Annotated in this window: 13 protein-coding genes; 8 read left to right on the forward strand and 5 right to left on the reverse strand. The window is 63.0% G+C overall.

Annotated elements, in window-relative coordinates; translation table 11 throughout:
* Positions 1 to 6 precede the first annotated feature (6 nt).
* From A3AC_RS0117945 to A3AC_RS0117980, 7 genes are all read left to right on the forward strand, one after another.
* Positions 7 to 447: a hypothetical protein gene (locus A3AC_RS0117945; protein ID WP_025600558.1), complete on the forward strand. Its 441-nt coding sequence runs from the start codon at positions 7 to 9 to the stop codon at positions 445 to 447.
* A gap of 46 nt (positions 448 to 493) precedes the next feature.
* A complete protein-coding gene (locus A3AC_RS0117950; RefSeq protein WP_025600559.1) occupies positions 494 to 1,225 on the forward strand; it encodes a hypothetical protein in 732 nt (243 codons plus the stop codon).
* Positions 1,226 to 1,236: 11 nt separating this feature from the next.
* Entirely contained in the window at positions 1,237 to 1,674 is a 438-nt protein-coding gene (locus A3AC_RS0117955; protein ID WP_156924632.1) for a hypothetical protein, read from the forward strand.
* Positions 1,675 to 1,677: 3 nt separating this feature from the next.
* Positions 1,678 to 1,935 carry a hypothetical protein gene (locus A3AC_RS0117960; RefSeq protein ID WP_025600562.1) on the forward strand — a complete coding sequence of 86 codons (258 nt, stop codon included), beginning with the start codon at positions 1,678 to 1,680 and terminating at the stop codon, positions 1,933 to 1,935.
* Positions 1,936 to 2,722: 787 nt separating this feature from the next.
* Positions 2,723 to 4,477 (forward strand): ShlB/FhaC/HecB family hemolysin secretion/activation protein, encoded by a 1,755-nt coding sequence (locus A3AC_RS0117970; protein ID WP_025600563.1) that lies wholly within the window; start codon positions 2,723 to 2,725, stop codon positions 4,475 to 4,477.
* 188 nt (positions 4,478 to 4,665) lie between these two features.
* Entirely contained in the window at positions 4,666 to 7,029 is a 2,364-nt protein-coding gene (locus A3AC_RS0117975; RefSeq protein ID WP_025600564.1) for a UvrD-helicase domain-containing protein, read from the forward strand.
* Positions 7,026 to 7,874 carry a 5'-methylthioadenosine/adenosylhomocysteine nucleosidase gene (locus A3AC_RS0117980; protein WP_025600567.1) on the forward strand — a complete coding sequence of 283 codons (849 nt, stop codon included), beginning with the start codon at positions 7,026 to 7,028 and terminating at the stop codon, positions 7,872 to 7,874. Before A3AC_RS0117975 ends, A3AC_RS0117980 begins: the two co-directional genes overlap by 4 nt.
* 76 nt (positions 7,875 to 7,950) lie before the next feature.
* Here the strand turns inward: A3AC_RS0117980 and A3AC_RS0117985 are convergent, their stop codons facing one another.
* Positions 7,951 to 9,843 (reverse strand): propionate--CoA ligase, encoded by a 1,893-nt coding sequence (locus tag A3AC_RS0117985; protein WP_025600568.1) that lies wholly within the window; start codon positions 9,841 to 9,843, stop codon positions 7,951 to 7,953.
* A 213-nt stretch (positions 9,844 to 10,056) separates the two neighbouring features.
* Positions 10,057 to 11,349, reverse strand: a complete 1,293-nt coding sequence (locus tag A3AC_RS0117990; protein ID WP_025600569.1) for an MFS transporter — start codon at positions 11,347 to 11,349, stop codon at positions 10,057 to 10,059.
* A gap of 402 nt (positions 11,350 to 11,751) precedes the next feature.
* On the opposite strand from A3AC_RS0117990, the gene A3AC_RS0117995 reads away from it, so the two are divergent.
* Positions 11,752 to 13,428 (forward strand): methyl-accepting chemotaxis protein, encoded by a 1,677-nt coding sequence (locus A3AC_RS0117995; RefSeq protein WP_025600570.1) that lies wholly within the window; start codon positions 11,752 to 11,754, stop codon positions 13,426 to 13,428.
* Positions 13,429 to 13,504: 76 nt separating this feature from the next.
* Here A3AC_RS0117995 and A3AC_RS0118000 read toward each other — a convergent pair whose 3' ends face one another.
* The 3 genes from A3AC_RS0118000 to A3AC_RS0118010 are packed head-to-tail and all read right to left on the reverse strand — an operon-like array spanning position 13,505 to position 16,779.
* Positions 13,505 to 14,365, reverse strand: a complete 861-nt coding sequence (locus A3AC_RS0118000; protein WP_025600572.1) for an efflux RND transporter periplasmic adaptor subunit — start codon at positions 14,363 to 14,365, stop codon at positions 13,505 to 13,507.
* Positions 14,366 to 14,378: 13 nt separating this feature from the next.
* A complete protein-coding gene (locus tag A3AC_RS0118005) occupies positions 14,379 to 14,579 on the reverse strand; it encodes a DUF1656 domain-containing protein (RefSeq protein WP_025600573.1) in 201 nt (66 codons plus the stop codon).
* Complete coding sequence (locus tag A3AC_RS0118010) at positions 14,569 to 16,779, reverse strand: FUSC family protein (protein ID WP_025600574.1); 2,211 nt, start codon at positions 16,777 to 16,779, stop codon at positions 14,569 to 14,571. The genes A3AC_RS0118005 and A3AC_RS0118010 overlap by 11 nt, the downstream gene beginning before the upstream one ends.
* Between the last annotated feature and the right edge of the window lie 2 nt (positions 16,780 to 16,781).

Raw genomic sequence — 16,781 nt, forward strand, 5'->3', positions numbered from 1 at the left:
ATTTACATGCGAAATCTAAAAGTCTGGATTGGTGGGCTGCTTGTGCTGGTATTTGGATACATCTTTTTTCATGGCGTACTGCTCAAACAGCCAACCGATGTCTCGCGCAAGTTTAGTTTGATGAAGTCGGACATGGACTACATGCTCGAGATGGGTGGGAAGGTGGTATTTCGAAAAGACTTGGATCGCGGAAGCGTAGCGTCGCTGACGCGAAACATCAGCGCCGACTCATGGACGGATCAATTATTCGGCAGATATCAGATGGCGCTTGACGACCGAGGATGGAAAGTCAGACGGCACACCGACAGTGAAAAATGGCAGGCATGCAAACTCGGTGCGCTGGCGACGCTCGACATTAAGCCAGAATTCTTCCCTGCGCTCTCCACCAACACATATGAAGTGCGCTTCGAGTACAGCTCCGCGACGATCGGCGAGTGCGGCCCTTGATCGATACACTTCTGATAGTCAAGTCTGCACGGACCGCTACAATCGAATGCTCGACCCGGATGAAAAGCAGACAATCAAAAATCTGGCCAACGGCGACGCTGACAAGGAACATCGTCTGGAAGCGGCTGGATGCGCGCTTGTTCACTGTGCGGCCGAATTTGCGCCGGGTACAGCGGAATACGCCAGGTATTCAGCGCTGGAGGCAGAGGGAGCTGGCTACACCACCGAACGGGCGCAACTGGAGAACTACAACGGCGCTTCATACTCGGCGGCAGGCTATGGCGGCATGGTGAGGCAAACGCCGGGCAGCAACTTGTTCAAGTACAGCACAGATGACATGCAGGCTGACCAAAAGTCGTCACTTGCAGCAATGGCGGCACAACGACCGGGGTCGGTCGATTATGTGACGATTCAATACGGTGCTGGCGTGGGCGGCGGCTTAACCATTAATACTCACAATGGAAACCTCTATTACGGTGCATCTGTTGCCGCATCGCGCTCGGTGGGCGGAGCCGTCACGGCAGGAGTTATAACCGATAACGTGGGTCAGAACCTGCCCGACAAGGGCAGGCTCACGGACGATTTTCTCTCTGGTCTGTCTGTTGGTGCAAGTGGATGCGCTTTCGGCGCATGTCTAGGTGCCAACCACAGCATCGGGGGATCAACCGCGTTTGAGTTCGGAGTGGGTTTGGACGGATTCACAAAGACACCTAATATTGACGGCAATGCTGCATCCGGCTACTCCGGCCATATTCCAAATCCACTCAAGAAACAATAAAAGGACTGCGCGTGAAAAAATTTCCCACAAGGAATTTCATACTGCTGATGTTGTGGCTCCCGCTGATGATTTGGATTGTCGGGCGGACGCCCCCCCACACGATGGCAGAAGAAAAATTGAAGACAATGGTTTCGGATTTAGATTTCATGTTCAAGAACGGGGCAGTCCTGAGCCGATATGAAAATGCTAAAACCGGTGCCGCGCTTGCGCTTTACAAGGTTGATGCTTCGACTTGGGACGAAAAAAAGGTGGTGATGCTCAAGGATTATCTTGCCGCTAAAGGTTGGACGTCTATGGAAGAAAATTCACACATGTACGTAATGTGCAAAAACGAAATGAAAGCGTCGATCTCCAGGAAAGTTGACCATATTTTTGTGAATGGTTCGGAGAAAACTGCTTACTTGGTGAGCATGGAATTTAACGCAGGGACCAAAGACTATTGTGGCTAATCCATGAACCGGTTCAATCGGCAGTTGCATGCCGATGAAAAGCAGGTGATCAAAAATCTGGCCAACGGCGACGCCGACAAGGAACATCGTATGGAAGCGGCTGGATGCGCGCTTGTTCACTGCGCGGCCAGATGCGCTTTCGGCGCATGTCTAGGTGCCAACCACAGCATCGGGGGATCAACCGCGTTTGAATTCGGAGTGGGTTTGGGCGGATTCACAAAGACACCTAATATTGACGGTAATGCCGTATTCGGCTACTGATTCTTCTTTAGTTAAAAACAACGGACCCAGCCTTCAGGCTGGTCTTGTTCTTTCAACGTCGTGAATGAGAGAAGTGTCGCATTGGGCATCAGAGACCAATTCATCAATGGAAGTCAAGAGGCTGGCGGCTCTGCCGCTAACAGCCCGGCATCGCTCACGTGTGTTCAGCAGGTGCAAACTGCTGGATGCCAGCGGTGAACCTGGTCGCTCTACTTGTAGAACCACCGGGCGAGCAAGCCAGCGCGAGTAGGCTTGTTTTTTCATGTCATAACATCAGCATGTGGTGAAACGGAGGATGCGTGCGGATAGTGCAACTTAAGGAAGTCGTTTATGTTTAAGAAAAGTTTGATGATTTTGGTTGTAACCGCACTGTCGGGTTGTGCCTTCAATTCGGGAGAGAGGAGCGGCAATCTCAAACTTGAAAACGCCACTCAGGAATCGTTGGCTAGTCAGTTCAAGGCTGACGTTGCAACCAGAGACGACGTAGTCGGCCGGTTGGAGCCTCCTGATAGGAAGATAACAGCGGGGGTCTATGGACGTCTGGACATATTCATATAAATCGAGTGCCTACCTAATGGTTGCGTTTGCAGCCGTACCGACGGGAGCCAGCAAGGTCGCGAATTTCTATTTTGACGATAAAACCGGCGTGCTGAAAAAGGTCGAACTCGACGAGCATCGAGGGTAGGGCGTTACGAACCAACCGATAGCGACGTCGCTCCAATTCCTCAAAAAAACGGCGGGGAGACCACTTCCCGCACCACTGGCAGCATCAGGGAGCAAATCACCAATGAAGCTACGCAAGAGGCTGGCGGCCCTGCCGCTCACAGCCCTGGTATCACTCGCGGGTCAGGCGCAGAACGCACCGACTCCCGCGGACACCGCAGCAGCCGCACGCGCCAATGCCGAACAGAACCAGCAGATCCAGCAACAACGCGACGCGCAGCAACGCGACGCAACCGTGCACGCACCGGCCGTGCGCTCAGAAGTGCCGCGCGTGAACGGATGGCCCGAACTGCCGACAGAGAAACCGTGCTTTCGCATCGACTCCTTCGCGCTCGACGTTCCGCCGAACCTCCCGGACGCAGTACGCAGTCAGGGCGCATCAGAGCGGCCGCTGGACCGCTTCGCGTTCGCACGTGAATGGCTCAATCATTACCGCGGGCAATGCGTCGGCAAGGCCGGGCTCGACATACTCACGAAAGGATTGCAGCAGGCTATCTTGAGTGAAGGCTACATCACGACGCGCGTGCTGTTGCCTCAACAGGATCTGTCAACCGGAGAACTGAAATTTGCGCTCGTACCGGGCGTCGTGCGCAAGCTGCGCTTCGCCGACCCATCCGCACGCGGCACATGGAAAACGGCCTTCCCGTCACGCGACGGCGACATGCTGAACCTTCGCGCACTCGAACAGGGCCTGGAGCAGATGAAACGCGTCAGCAGTCAGGACGTGAACATGAAGATCGAGCCTACCGACACGCCCGGCGAGAGCGACGTTGTACTGACCGTGAATCGTGCAAAGCCGTGGAGCGTCGTGGCCTCGGTGGACAATTCCGGCTCACGCGCGACCGGTAAGCTCCAGGGCAATCTGAGCGTCGGCATCGACAACCCGCTCGGACTCAACGACGTTTTCACGGCAGGCGCGAGTCAGGACCTGGAATTTGACGATAAGGGCCTGGGCTCGCACGGTTTCAACAGTTCCTACTCTTTGCCGTGGGGATACTGGACCGCGACACTGTCCGGCAACACGAACACCTACTACCAGCAGATTGCCGGCGTGAACCAGACGTTTGTCTCAAGCGGCAACTCGCAGACGGCGGCGCTGAAACTGCAACGCGTTATCAGCCGCAGCCAGAACGACGTACTCGGCGTGCAGTTCACGCTGTCGAAGCGCTTCGGCGACAGCTTCATCGACGACACGGACATTCCGCAGCAGAAGCGCAACAACACCTTCATCGAGGCAGGCGTGACGGACCGGCATTACTTCGGTGCGGCGCAGTTCGACGGCACGCTCGCGTACCGTCAGGGCGTCGGTGGTCTGGGCGCGACGGCGGACCCCTACGCGAACGGTCCCACATACCGCTTCCACATGGCCGTACTCGATGCGAACCTGTCTGTTCCGTTCACTATCGCGACGCAGCCGCTTCGCTATGTGACGACCGTACACGGGCAGTTCACGAACGACACGCTGTTCTATCTCGACGACCTGACCATCGGCAGCCGCTACACGGTGCGCGGCTTCGACGGCGAGGCGATGCTCGCCGCGGAACGCGGTTTTTACTGGCGTAATGAGCTACAGACGCCGCTTGGGCAGACCGGACAGGCGTTGTATGCGGGGGTGGACTATGGGCGCGTCTTCGGACCGAATACGGCATTTCTCGCAGGGACACAACTCGCTGGCGCGGTGATCGGCATTCGCGGCAGCGTCGGGACGCGGATCGGCGGATTCGCCTATGATCTGTTCGCCGGAACGCCGATCTGCAAGCCCTCACGCTTTCCGACCGCGCGCGTGACGGTCGGATTTCAGATGACCGCGCAGTTCTAAACAGAAGCACACGCTTTCATATTCCCTGCGGCTACGGGAGCGCGTTCGGGCACGGCGGGCAACAGATCCATCACGAACCGAAGGAAGCAGCCAAGGCGGTTAAAAGCCGCCAACCCGCTAAGCAGGCAAAAAAAGCCAGCCCCCGCTGGGGCATATAATGACGAACACCCCGCCGTCCCTCCGAAAAAATGCCCGACCTGCTAGCCAATCTCAACCCCGAACAACACGCCGCCGTCACGCTCCCCAACGAGCCCGCGCTCATTCTCGCCGGCGCGGGCAGCGGAAAGACTCGTGTGCTCATCACGCGCATCGCGTGGCTCATCCAGCATGGTCTCGCGTCGCCGGCCACTGTTCTGGCCGTGACGTTCACCAACAAGGCCGCGCGCGAAATGATGTCGCGCCTCTCGGCGCTCCTGCCCATCGACACGCGCGGCATGTGGATCGGCACCTTCCACGGCCTGTGCAACCGCATGCTGCGCGCGCATCATCGCGACGCCGGCCTGCCCGCCACGTTCCAGATTCTCGATACCGCGGATCAGCTCTCGGCCATCAAGCGTCTGATGAAGGGCCTGAATATCGACGATGAAAAGTACCCGGCGAAAAACCTGCAGTACTTCATCAACAACGCGAAAGAACAGGGCCTGCGCCCGAAAGACGTCGACGCCACCGACAACTTCAACCGCAAATTCGTCGAACTCTACGAGGCGTACGACCAGCAGTGCCAGCGCGAAGGCGTCGTCGATTTTCCGGAACTGCTGCTGCGCTGCTATGAACTGCTCGCGCACAATCCGCCGCTGCGCGCGCATTATCAGGCGCGTTTTCGGCACATTCTCGTCGACGAGTTCCAGGACACCAACAAGCTGCAATACGCGTGGCTGAAGTTGCTCGCGGGCCAGACGAACGCGATCTTCGCGGTCGGCGACGACGATCAGTCCATTTACGCATTCCGCGGCGCGAACGTCGGCAACATGCGCGACTTCGAACACGAGTTCAACGTCCGCCATCTGATCAAGCTCGAGCAGAATTACCGCTCGCACGGCCACATTCTCGACGCCGCCAACCAGCTGATCGCGAACAACTCGCGGCGCCTCGGCAAGAATCTGCGTACAGACGCGGGCCACGGCGAACCGGTGCGTGTGTACGAGTCGGCCACGGACACCCAGGAAGCCGGCTGGATCGTCGAGGAAATCAAGGCGCTGATCAACACCGGCACGTCGCGCAGTGAGATTGCGGTGCTCTACCGCAGCAACGCGCAGTCGCGCACGATCGAGCACACGCTCGTCAATGCGGGCATCGCGTATCGCGTGTATGGCGGTTTGCGCTTTTTCGAGCGTCAGGAAGTCAAGCACGCGCTCGCCTATCTGCGCCTGATCGACAATCCGAACGACGACACCGCGTTCGCGCGTGTCGTCAATTTCCCGACGCGCGGCATTGGCGCGCGCTCGATCGAGCAGCTCGCGGACGCCGCGCGGCTCTACAACTGCTCGATGGCCGCGGCGATTCCGTATGTCGCGGGCAAGGCGGGCTCGAGCCTGTCGGCGTTTGCCAACCTGATCGGCAAGATGCGCGCGGACACGCAGCAGATGAGCTTGCCGGAGACGGTGGAATACGTGGTGCGCGCTAGCGGTCTCGCCGACTTCTATCAGAACGAGCGCGAAGGCCAGGACCGGCTGGAAAACTTGCAGGAACTGGTCAACGCCGCGGCGGCGTTCGTCAGTGAAGAGGGCTACGGCATGGACACGCCCGCGCGCTCCATTCCGCTGCGCCCAGGTGCTACGGCCTCGCCGGAACTGGCCGTCGCCACCGACGATCCCAACACCGTCGTGCTCGACGCGCCGGGCATCGCCGAGCCCGCGCAGAATCCCGACACCATGACGCCGCTCGCGGGCTTTCTGTCGCACGCGTCGCTCGAAGCGGGCGACAACCAGGCGCAGGCCGGCCAGGAAGCCGTGCAACTGATGACGGTGCACGCGGCAAAAGGCCTGGAGTTCACGGCGGTGTTCATCACAGGCCTTGAAGAGGGCCTGTTCCCGCACGAGAACAGCGCGATGGAATCGGACGGCCTCGAAGAAGAGCGACGCCTGATGTACGTGGCGATCACGCGCGCGAAGGAGCGGCTGTATCTGTCGTTCGCGCAAAGCCGGATGCTGCACGGCCAGACGCGCTACAACATCCGCTCGCGTTTCTTCGACGAATTGCCGCAGGAAACCCTCAAGTGGCTCACGCCGAAAGTCGAGGCGGGCGCACGCTGGGGCGGCCGCTCGGACAACGCGGGCTACGGGCGCGACTGGTTCGCGCGGCCCGACCGTCAGCAGGGCTACGGCGGTGGCGCTTCGAGCCCGGCGGCGCCGTTGCCGGCTTTCGCCAACGAGCAGCGCGCGGCGGAAACGGGTTTCCGCGTGGGCCAGCAGGTGTTCCACACCAAGTTCGGCGAGGGCACCATCACCGCGCTTGAAGGCGGCGGTACGGACGCCAAGGCGCAGGTCAAATTCAAGCGCCACGGCGAGAAATGGCTCGCGCTCGCGGTCGCCAAGTTGCAGGCGGTCGAATGAGCGGCATTCAGGAAGGCAAAACCATGGCAGAGGCAGCGGGCCCGCAGCATGATCCGCATCCGCAGGCAAGCAGTGTGAACAGCCAGCGGCGTCCGCTTGGCGTTCTCGCGGCCTTGCCGCAGGAACTCGGCGATCTGATCGACGCGATGCGCGCCGAATCCGGCGTGCGCACCGTCACGCATGGGCGGCGCGATTACCATCTCGGCACTGTCCATGGCGCGCCATGCGTCGTCACGCTGGCGCGCGTCGGCAAAGTCGCGGCGGCGGCCACAGTCAGCGCGCTGATTCACGCGTTCGATGTCGAAGCCATTGTCTTCACCGGTGTCGCGGGCGGTGTCGGCGGTGAGGTGCGGGTCGGCGACATCGTCGTTGCGAACGCGCTGTTGCAGCACGATCTGGACGCCTCGCCGCTCTTTCCGCGCTTCGAGGTGCCGTTGCTCGGCATGTCGCGCTTCGCCGCGGACGCCACGCTCGCCGCGCAACTCGCCGAAGCCTGCGAGCGTTTCGTGGCGGAAGAGGGCGCGGCCGCGGCGGCGCGTTTCGGCACGCGTAAGCCGCGAGTGCATCGCGGGCTGATTGTCAGTGGCGATCAGTTCGTCGCGAGTTCGGCGGGCGTGCAGGCATTGCGCGAAGCATTGCCCGACGCGCTCGCCGTCGAAATGGAAGGCGCGGCGCTCGCGCAGGTCTGTCACGAGTATGGCGTGCCGTGCGCGGTCGTGCGCACCATTTCCGATACCGCCGACGATCACGCACCGGCGTCGTTCGTCTCGTTTCTCGCGGAGATCGCGGGGGCGTATTCGAATGCGATTCTTACGCGCTTTCTGAGGGCGCGCTGCGCAAGGTGATTGGCGGGAGTAGCCAACGGCGTTCGGGCGAAGCCACCCAACGCCGGCATCTGGCGCCGCGCAGCTATACAGCCATCTAACCGCTCAACCCCTCGCGCACCTGCTGCAACGCAGCCGGGTCTTCGATAGTTGGCAGCTCGCCCGGCTCGCGTCCCTCCGCAAGCGCCGCGATGGCACGGCGCAGCAGCTTGCCCGAGCGGGTCTTCGGCAGCATCGACACGATCACAACACGCGAGGGCCGCGCAATCGCGCCGAGCTGCCGGTCGACCGTCGCCGTGAGTGCGTCTTGCAGCTTCGCGCGCGTGGCGGCGTCCGCGTAAGCCTGTGCGTCCCGCAACACTACGAACGCCATCGCCGCCTGACCCTTCACCGGATCGGTCACGCCCACTACGGCAACTTCGGCGACGGCCGGATGGCTCGACAGCGCTTCTTCGATCTCGCGCGTGCCGAGCCGGTGACCGGCGACATTGATCACGTCGTCCGTACGGCCGAGGATAGTCACGTAACCGTCTTCGTCCTGAATGCCCCAGTCGAAGGTCGAATACACCTGCTGGTTCGGTATGCTCGACCAGTAGGTGCTGACAAAGCGCCTATCGTCGCCCCATACCGTGGACATACAGCCCGGCGGCAGTGGATAGTTCAGCGTAAGCACGCCTTTTTCGCCGGGCGGACACGGTTCGCCGGTCAACTCGTTGCGCAAGATCAGGTCGAAGCCGGCGGACGGCACGCCAGGCGAACCGAGCTTGGTGGGCAGCGTTTCGACGCCGCGCGGAATCGCGAGCATCGGCCAGCCCGTTTCCGTTTGCCAGTAGTTGTCGATCACCGGTTTGCCGAGCGCGCCGGCGATCCACGAGGCAGTCGGTTCGTCGAGCGGCTCGCCAGCCAGGAATAGCGTGCGCAGGCTCGACAGATCGGCTTTTTGCAGAAGCGCCGGATCCTGCTTTTTCAGCACGCGCAGCGCGGTCGGCGCGGTGAACATCAGATTGATCCGGTGCTGTTCGACGAGGCGCCACCAGATTCCGCCGTCCGGGCGAATCGGCGTGCCTTCGTACATCACGGTGGTGAGCCCCGCAAGCAACGGCGCGTAGACGATATAGCTGTGGCCGACCACCCAGCCGACGTCAGATGCGGTGAACATCGTGTCGCCGGCCTTGCCCTCGAAGATGTATTCCATCGACGCCGCGAGCGCGACCGCGTAGCCGCCCACGTCGCGCTGCACGCCCTTCGGCTTGCCGGTGGTGCCGGACGTGTAGAGCACATACGACGGCTCGCTGGATTCCAGCCATTCGCAAGGCACGTGTGCGTCGAAAAAGCGCTCCCGCAGCGGTTCGTAGTCGACCAGATAGTTTGCGTTCAGGCGCTCCGGCGCAAGCTGCCGGTCGATCAGCAGCACACGCGGCGTTTTGTGAGTCGCGCGCGCGAGCGCTTCGTCGACGAGCGGCGTGTAGTCGATTACCTTGCCGCCGCGCGCGCCGGCGTCCGCGGTCACGATGAGCACCGGTTTTGCGTCGTCGATGCGCGCGGCCAGATTCGGCGCCGCGAACCCGCCGAACACCACCGAGTGAATCGCGCCGAGCCGCGCGCACGCGAGCATCGCGAAAAGCGCTTCGGGGATCATCGGCATGTAGACGAGCACCACGTCGCCGCGCTTCACGCCGAGCGAGCGCATGACGGCGGCCATCCGGTTGATCTCGGCGTACAGCTCGGCGTAGGTGTAGCGCCGCTCGATGCCCGTTTCCGTCGACACATACACCAGCGCGTTCTGGTCGGCGCGCTCGACGAGATGCCGGTCCACGGCGTTATGACACAGGTTCGTGCGTCCGCCGACAAACCATCGCGCAAACGGCGGATTCGAGCGGTCGAGCACGGTCTCGAACGGCGTTTCCCAATGGATGCGCCGCGCCTCCTCGCGCCAGAATGCCTCGGGATTTTCGATAGAACGGCGGTGGAAGTCGCGGTAGCGGGTCATCTGCGGCGATCCTTCGGGTGCGGGTGAGCAAACGTCGAGAAGCGGCGCGCCGCGGCCGCGCATGGCGGCGGCGCGACGCGTGTGAAAGAAGCATAGAGTACGCGCCGCGTCGCGGACAACGCGGGTTCACCATGAGCGCCGTGCGCCGGCCTCGCCTCACCAAAAGGAAAAGGCGCCGCAGCGCCTTTTCCTCATGCTTCCGACCGGAACGGCTCACGCCTTCGCGCGCTTGCCTTCCACGTCTGGCAGAAACACCGTGAGCACCCCGATCAACGGCAGGAACGAGCAGACCTTGTACACATACGCAATGCTGGTCGCATCCGCGAGTTCGCCCAGCACCGCCGCGCCGATGCCGCCGAGCCCGAACGCGAAGCCGAAGAAGAGTCCCGCGACCATCCCGACCTTGCCCGGAATCAGTTCCTGCGCATAGACGAGAATCGCCGAGAACGCCGAGGCCAGCACCACGCCGATGATCACCGTCAGCACGCCCGTCCAGAACAGGTTCGCATAGGGCAGCAGCAGCGTGAACGGCGCCACGCCGAGAATCGACGCCCAGATCACATACTTGCGGCCGATCCGGTCGCCGACCGGCCCGCCGATCATCGTGCCCGCGGCCACGGCGGCGAGGAACACGAACAGATGAATCTGCGCGGCCTGCACCGGCAGGTGGAACTTGTCGATCAGATAGAAGGTGAAATAGCTGTTGATGCTCGCGAGGTAGAAGTACTTTGAGAACACCAGCAGGATCAGCACGCCCATCGCGAACATGACCTGATTGCGCGACAGCGTCGCGTGAGCGGTGTGGCTGCGCGCTTTCTTGACCGACGGATGCTGCTTGTACCAGCGGCCGATCTGCGTGAGCACGACGATTGCGACGAGCGCCGCCACCGAAAACCACGCGATGCTGCGCTGGCCATGCGGAATCACGATCAGCGCGGCGAGCAGCGGCCCGAGCGACGATCCCGCATTGCCGCCCACCTGGAAGAGCGACTGGGCGAGTCCGTGACGGCCGCCGGAGGCCATCCGCGCAACCCGCGACGATTCCGGATGAAACACCGATGAGCCGCAGCCGACCAGCGCTGCCGCCACCAGCAGCACGCCGAAGTTGGGCGCGATCGACATCAGCAGCAGGCCGGTAAGCGTAAAGCCCATGCCGACGGGCAACGAGTAGGGCTTCGGATGCTTGTCGGTGTAGATGCCGACGAGCGGCTGCAGCAGCGACGCGGTGATCTGATAAGTGAGCGTGATGAGACCGATCTGTCCGAACGACAACGAGAAGTTGTCTTTGAGCATCGGATAAATGGCCAGAATCAACGACTGGATCATGTCGTTGAGCAGGTGCGAAAAGCTGATCGCGCCGAGCACGGAATAGACCGTGCGCTGCACTTTGGCGGCCGGTTGTCCGGCTGACGGTGTGGCGGTCGAAGCTGCGGCTGCGGCCGGCGCGGCGCTGCCGGTCCGGGCTGACGCGCTGGCAAGTGCGCGTTTATCGAGGCTGGTTTCCATACGCTTGTCGAAAGGAAAAGAAAGGGGCAATGGCTGGCGCGCAGGTCGCGATCCGGGGCTTGCGTCGTTGCGGCATAACGACGCGGCGTCGCGTGTGCTCAGCTATCTGTCGCAGTTTAATGTGGCTTGGCTGAAATGTAAGGACAAGTTTTGTCGCGAACCGGACATGACTTTATCCGGGCGGTGCATCCAGACAAATCAGACAAGCGGATTTTTGGCCATGTATAAAACGGGCGCGGCGCGCGCTCACAAAGCGGCGCGCAGCGGACCGGGCGATACACGGCCGGCATCGGGCAAATCCAGCTAAAGATCGTGGACCCCAATGCCGTAGACCCGAAAGAGAAGAGAAGCAATGCCGGAACAGACCTTTGCGGCAGGTTCTAGAACGTGGGGACGGGGAATATGAAAGCAGTTTCGCTGGGCAGCCGGAAGAGCGCGGGCTTTGTCGCGGACGCGGAAGCGGCGGGCAGGTTGCCGTCGCAGGGAAAGGGCAGCCGTTCGCGAGCCGTGCGGCTCAAGGGGCTGTCGGTCAAAGCAATGTTGCGGCTCGCGTTCGCGGTGCTGCTGGTCGGCACCCTCGCAATCGGCGTGTTTTCGCTCACGCAGATCAGCCGCCTGAATGCATCCGCGCAATCCATCTACGATCAGGGCCACGTTGCGAGCCGCGCCGCCGAGGAAGCCCGCGGCTACATGCTGCGAGCCAGCCGCGCGCAAAAAATGCTGCTCACCGCGACCACCGCGAAGGAGCGCGACGAACTGGGCGTGGACATCGACAAAGGCTTGAGCGGCCTCGCCGCGGAAACCGGCAAGCTGCAACAGTACGTCGATAAGTCCGACGCGCAGGCCGTCGAGCATCAGAAGAAATTCGCCGCCGCTGTCACCGCGTGGAGCACGCATCTGCGCGACTTCGTGACGCTCGTAAAAGCCCAGCCGCTCGACCTTTCGCAGATGAACTGGCAGGTCGGCACGCAGGACGTGTCGCTGCTCGTCGAAACCGGCAAGCTCGAAAAGCTCGTCGACGAACTCGTCAAGGAACGCGGCACCGCCGCGAAGGCGACCATCGAAGCGTCGGGCTTCATCTATCACTCGTCGTTCGTGATGCTCGCGGTCATGACGATCGGGCTGATCGTGCTCGCCGCCTTCATCAGCGAGTGGGTGGTGCGGCGCCTCGCGCGCCAGTTGGGCGGGGAGCCGGCCTACGCGAAGGAAATCGCGAGCCGGATCGCGGCGGGCGATCTGTCGAATCACATCACGCTCGGGCGCAAGGACAAGTCGAGCGTGCTGTACGCACTGCACGACATGCAAAGCGGTCTTGCGACGACGGTGTCGGATATTGCGTCGAGCGCGGACGCGATTGCGACCGCGTCGAGCGAAATTTCGATGGGCAACCTCGATCTGTCGAAGCGTACCGAGCAGCAGGCGATGGCGCTCGAACGCACCGCGACCAGCATGGAGCAGTTGACCTCGACGGTTCGTCAGAATGCCGACAACGCGAAGCAGGCGAGTACCCTGGCCAACAACGCGTCGGAGATTGCAGAGAAGGGCGGCGAAGTGGTGAGCCGCGTCGTCGCGACGATGAACGAGATCAACGACAGCGCGCGCAGCATCGGCGACATCATCGGCGTGATCGAGGGCATTGCGTTTCAGACCAACATTCTGGCGCTAAACGCGGCGGTCGAGGCGGCGCGGGCCGGCGAGGAAGGCCGCGGTTTTTCGGTGGTTGCCGCCGAGGTGCGCAACCTCGCGCAGCGCAGCGCCGCTGCCGCGAAGGAGATCAAGGGGTTGATCAGCACGTCGGTGGAGCGCGTGAGCAACGGTTCGACGCTCGCGCAGGACGCCGGCCAGACCATGGACGAAGTGGTCAAGGCCGTGAAGCGCGTGACCGACATCATGGGCGAGATTTCCGCGGCCTCGTCGGAACAGAGCGCTGGTATCGAGGAGATCAACCTCGCCGTCGCGCAGATGGATTCAGGCACCCAGCAGAACGCGGCACTCGTCGAGCAGGCAACCGCGGCCGCCAGATCGCTCGACGATCAGGCGCACGGTCTCAAGCAGATGGTCGGCAAGTTCAGGCTGTAAAACGCAGCGACAGGCAGGCGGGCGCGCGGCCTGCCGTGTTGCTGTGAAGCCGGTAGGCGGCTGCGTCATCGCCGCGTCAGCTTTCCTTGACGACCACCGTGCAGGTCAGTCCCGCCGCGAGCACGACGCCATCCGGCACCGCGTCGATTTTCACGCGCACCGGCACGCGCTGCGCGAGCCGGACCCAGTTGAACGTCGGGTTCACGTCGGCGAGCAGTTCGCGGCTTTGCGGATTGTCGCGGTCGTAAATGCCGCGCGAGATGCTTTCCACATGGCCTTGCAGCGTGCCGCCGCTCATCAGCCGGACCTCGGCCTTGTCGCCGATATGCACGTGCGGCAGCTTGGTTTCCTCGAAGTAGCCGTACACCCAGAACGAGTGACTGTCGACAATCGCGAGCTTCGCCGCGCCGGCCGTCGCGTAGTCGCCGCGAAACACGGTCAGGTTCGTCACGTAGCCGTCGACGGGCGACACGACGCGAGTGCGCGCGAGATTGAGGCGCGCGGCGTCGAGCGCGGCGAGCGCCTGCTGATAGGCAGCCTCGGCCGCCGATGCCGTATGCGCCGCGTTCTCCTGGCTCTCTTTCGACACCACGAGCGAATCCATATCCGCACGACGCCGTGCGTCGTCGCGCCTCATCTGCAGTTCGGCCTTGCGCGCGGCCACCGCGGCCTGCGCCTGCTCGACCGCGATCTGGTAATGCGACGGATCGATCTGCATCAGCAGATCGCCTTTCTTCACCAGTTGGTTGTCCTTGACCGGCAACTCGACGACGGCGCCCGACACGTCCGGCGCCACGTTGACGATTTCGGCGCGCACGCGGGCGTCGCGCGTCCACGGTTTGTCCATGTAATGGATCCACAGCACGCGTCCAAGCAAAATCGCGACGATAAAAACAATGGCTGTCGCGACGAAGCCAACAAGATTTCGGATGGTCATGTTTCGACTCTGATCAACGATAAACGGCGAGCCCCAGCACGCCGCACACACAGACGAGCAGGCTGGCCCGGAACAGTGACGGGTGCCACACCACGCGATAGACGCCCGTATAGGCGATCACGCGATCCAGCACCCAGGTGAGCGCCGCACCCGCGATGAACAGCAGCACGATGGTGGGCACGTAGGCGTCGAAAACGGCAATGTCACGCGGCATGAGGAACTCCTTGCGATGCGTCGGCCGGCGCGCCCGTCAACGGTGCGAGCGGCGACTGCGGGTCGAGCAACGCGGTACGAATGAAATGCAGGTGGCTCAGGATGCGCTGCAGCTGGTGGCGCTCCTCGCGCGCGCCCGCGAAGCTCGCGAGCAGCGACTGCACGGCGCTGATCGCCTCGCCGGTGGCGGCGAGCGCGCGCTCGAAGCGCTCGGCGCGCGGCCGCTCGAACAATGCAGTCAGTGCGTCGCGCATGGCGCGCAGTGAAGCGCGCCACGGCATCGTCTTCGCGTAGCGTGTGTCGGCGGGCAGCGTGGCCACCTCGCGGCGCAGATCGATCACCGCGTTGCCGATTTCGAGCACGGGAAACAGCCAGCGCAAGGTCTCGCGCCGCGCCGCCGGGTCGTTCTGCGCGAGCGCGTTGATCTGGAACATCAGATCGCGCGCGCCGCTCTCGAAGCGCGAACGCACGCGGCTCATGCGCGCGCGGCTCGCCAGCACAACCTGACGGCGCAGATCGGCGAGCAGCCGGTTGCGCAGCCACGGCGTGGACGGCGGCAGCAATACGGCGAACGCGACCGACGACACCAGCATGGACAGCACGAGCGCGATCGCGTCGTTGATGAAGCCGCTCGGGTCGTAATGCACCACGTTGTCCGGCCCGGCGAGAAAGCAGAAGAAGATGCAATAGCCGATGCCGTAGCCGGCGAGCGCGGGCCGCGTCGTCATGAAAACGCCGAACAGCAGGAACGGCGCGAGCGCCACGCACAGCAGCGGAAAGCCGTCGATGCGCGGAAACACGCCGTACACCGCGAGCATGCCCGCCACCGAGGCCGCGAGCGTGCCGCCGGCCATCTGGAACACGGTGCGCTTCGGATCCGGCGACGACGACGCCAGCGCGCACACTGCCGCCGCGTTCAGCGTAAGCGTCGAGCCGCTCGGCCACGCGGTCGCAATCCAGAAGGCGCCGAGCACGATCATCACAAGCGCGGCGCGCAGGCCAGCCACGCCCGCCGCGAGCGCGTTGGTCTTCGGCTCGTAGCGCGCCACCCAGCGCTCGCGCTCGTGCGTGTACACGGCCAGCGACGCGTAAGTGGCCGCGTAAGCATGCAGATCGTCGATGAAGCGGTACAGCAGTTCCGCGCCCGTGTCGAAGTCGAGCAGCGGCGCATCCGCATGCGTTTCGAGCGCGACGCGCGTCGCACGCACACGGCGCGGCAACGCGGCCTTGTACGCGTCGAGCTGCGCGGCGGCGTGGGCGGCGTCGGCGGCGCTCAGCACCGGTTCGCCGGACTTCGCGAGCAGCGGCGCAATTTCCCTGAAGTACGGTTCGAGCGCGTCGATGGCGATGCCCGCGCCATGCGTGCCGGCGCTGCGCAAGCGGTTCATCAGCTGATGCAGCGCGTGAAAGCGCGTCGACGCGGTCATGAACTCGCTGTTCAGGCGCGCGAGACGCCCACCGCGCATGCGCGAGTCCGGGCCTTCGAACACGGCGACGCTGCGTGCCGCCTCGAAGCCGACGATATCCGCGACGAAGCGCGCATTGGTCGCCTCGATCTGCGCGCGGTCGTTACGGCCGGCCAGCGACGCCGACACGTAGTCGACAAACGCCGAGAAGCGCGCGCGCACGGCGCCGCGCATCTGCAAGCCGGCGAACTGCGGGAACACGAGACCGCTCACCGCGCCCGCGCAGACGATGCCGAGCACGACTTCCGCGACGCGCGTGAGCGCGGCGAGAAACGCGCCGTCCGGATGCTGCGAGGTGGGAATGCCGATCAGCGCGGCCGTATAGCCGGCCAGCACGAAGCCGTAGGACCTGAAGTTGCGGTTGCGCGCGGCGCCGGCGGTGCAGATGCCGACCCAGATCGCCGTCGTCGCGATGAACATTTCCGGCTGCTGCGCGAAAAGCCCGATCAGCGCCAGCATCACGACGAGTCCGACGAGCGTGCCGCAGATCCGGTAGAAGCTCTTCGCGAATACCATCCCGCTTTGCGGCTGCATCACGATGAAGACGGTAGTCATCGCGGTGCGCGGCTGCGGCAGGTCGAGCTTCATCGCGATGCCGAGCGCGAGGAAGCAGGCGGCGAGCGCCTTGAAGAGGTAGATCCACGTTAGGCCGTCCGTGCGCGCCCAATCCGAGGCGGCGCTGTACCAGGCGGCGAACGAAGCGGGGCGCGAGGCGGAAGCAGGGGAGGCTGACATGA

Origin of the sequence: Burkholderia sp. WSM2230 (assembly GCF_000472445.1) — a bacterium.
Classification (GTDB): domain Bacteria; phylum Pseudomonadota; class Gammaproteobacteria; order Burkholderiales; family Burkholderiaceae; genus Paraburkholderia.

Excerpts from the sequence above, each read along its gene's own strand:
- A3AC_RS0118010 (WP_025600574.1), bottom strand. The coding sequence starts at position 16,779 with ATGTCAGCCTCCCCTGCTTCCGCCTCGCGCCCCGCTTCGTTCGCCGCC.
- A3AC_RS0117970 (WP_025600563.1), top strand. The coding sequence starts at position 2,723 with ATGAAGCTACGCAAGAGGCTGGCGGCCCTGCCGCTCACAGCCCTGGTA.
- A3AC_RS0117980 (WP_025600567.1), top strand. The coding sequence starts at position 7,026 with ATGAGCGGCATTCAGGAAGGCAAAACCATGGCAGAGGCAGCGGGCCCG.
- A3AC_RS0118005 (WP_025600573.1), bottom strand. The coding sequence starts at position 14,579 with ATGCCGCGTGACATTGCCGTTTTCGACGCCTACGTGCCCACCATCGTG.
- A3AC_RS0117950 (WP_025600559.1), top strand. The coding sequence starts at position 494 with ATGCTCGACCCGGATGAAAAGCAGACAATCAAAAATCTGGCCAACGGC.
- A3AC_RS0117960 (WP_025600562.1), top strand. The coding sequence starts at position 1,678 with ATGAACCGGTTCAATCGGCAGTTGCATGCCGATGAAAAGCAGGTGATC.
- A3AC_RS0117995 (WP_025600570.1), top strand. The coding sequence starts at position 11,752 with ATGAAAGCAGTTTCGCTGGGCAGCCGGAAGAGCGCGGGCTTTGTCGCG.
- A3AC_RS0117945 (WP_025600558.1), top strand. The coding sequence starts at position 7 with ATGCGAAATCTAAAAGTCTGGATTGGTGGGCTGCTTGTGCTGGTATTT.
- A3AC_RS0117975 (WP_025600564.1), top strand. The coding sequence starts at position 4,666 with ATGCCCGACCTGCTAGCCAATCTCAACCCCGAACAACACGCCGCCGTC.
- A3AC_RS0117990 (WP_025600569.1), bottom strand. The coding sequence starts at position 11,349 with ATGGAAACCAGCCTCGATAAACGCGCACTTGCCAGCGCGTCAGCCCGG.
- A3AC_RS0118000 (WP_025600572.1), bottom strand. The coding sequence starts at position 14,365 with ATGACCATCCGAAATCTTGTTGGCTTCGTCGCGACAGCCATTGTTTTT.
- A3AC_RS0117985 (WP_025600568.1), bottom strand. The coding sequence starts at position 9,843 with ATGACCCGCTACCGCGACTTCCACCGCCGTTCTATCGAAAATCCCGAG.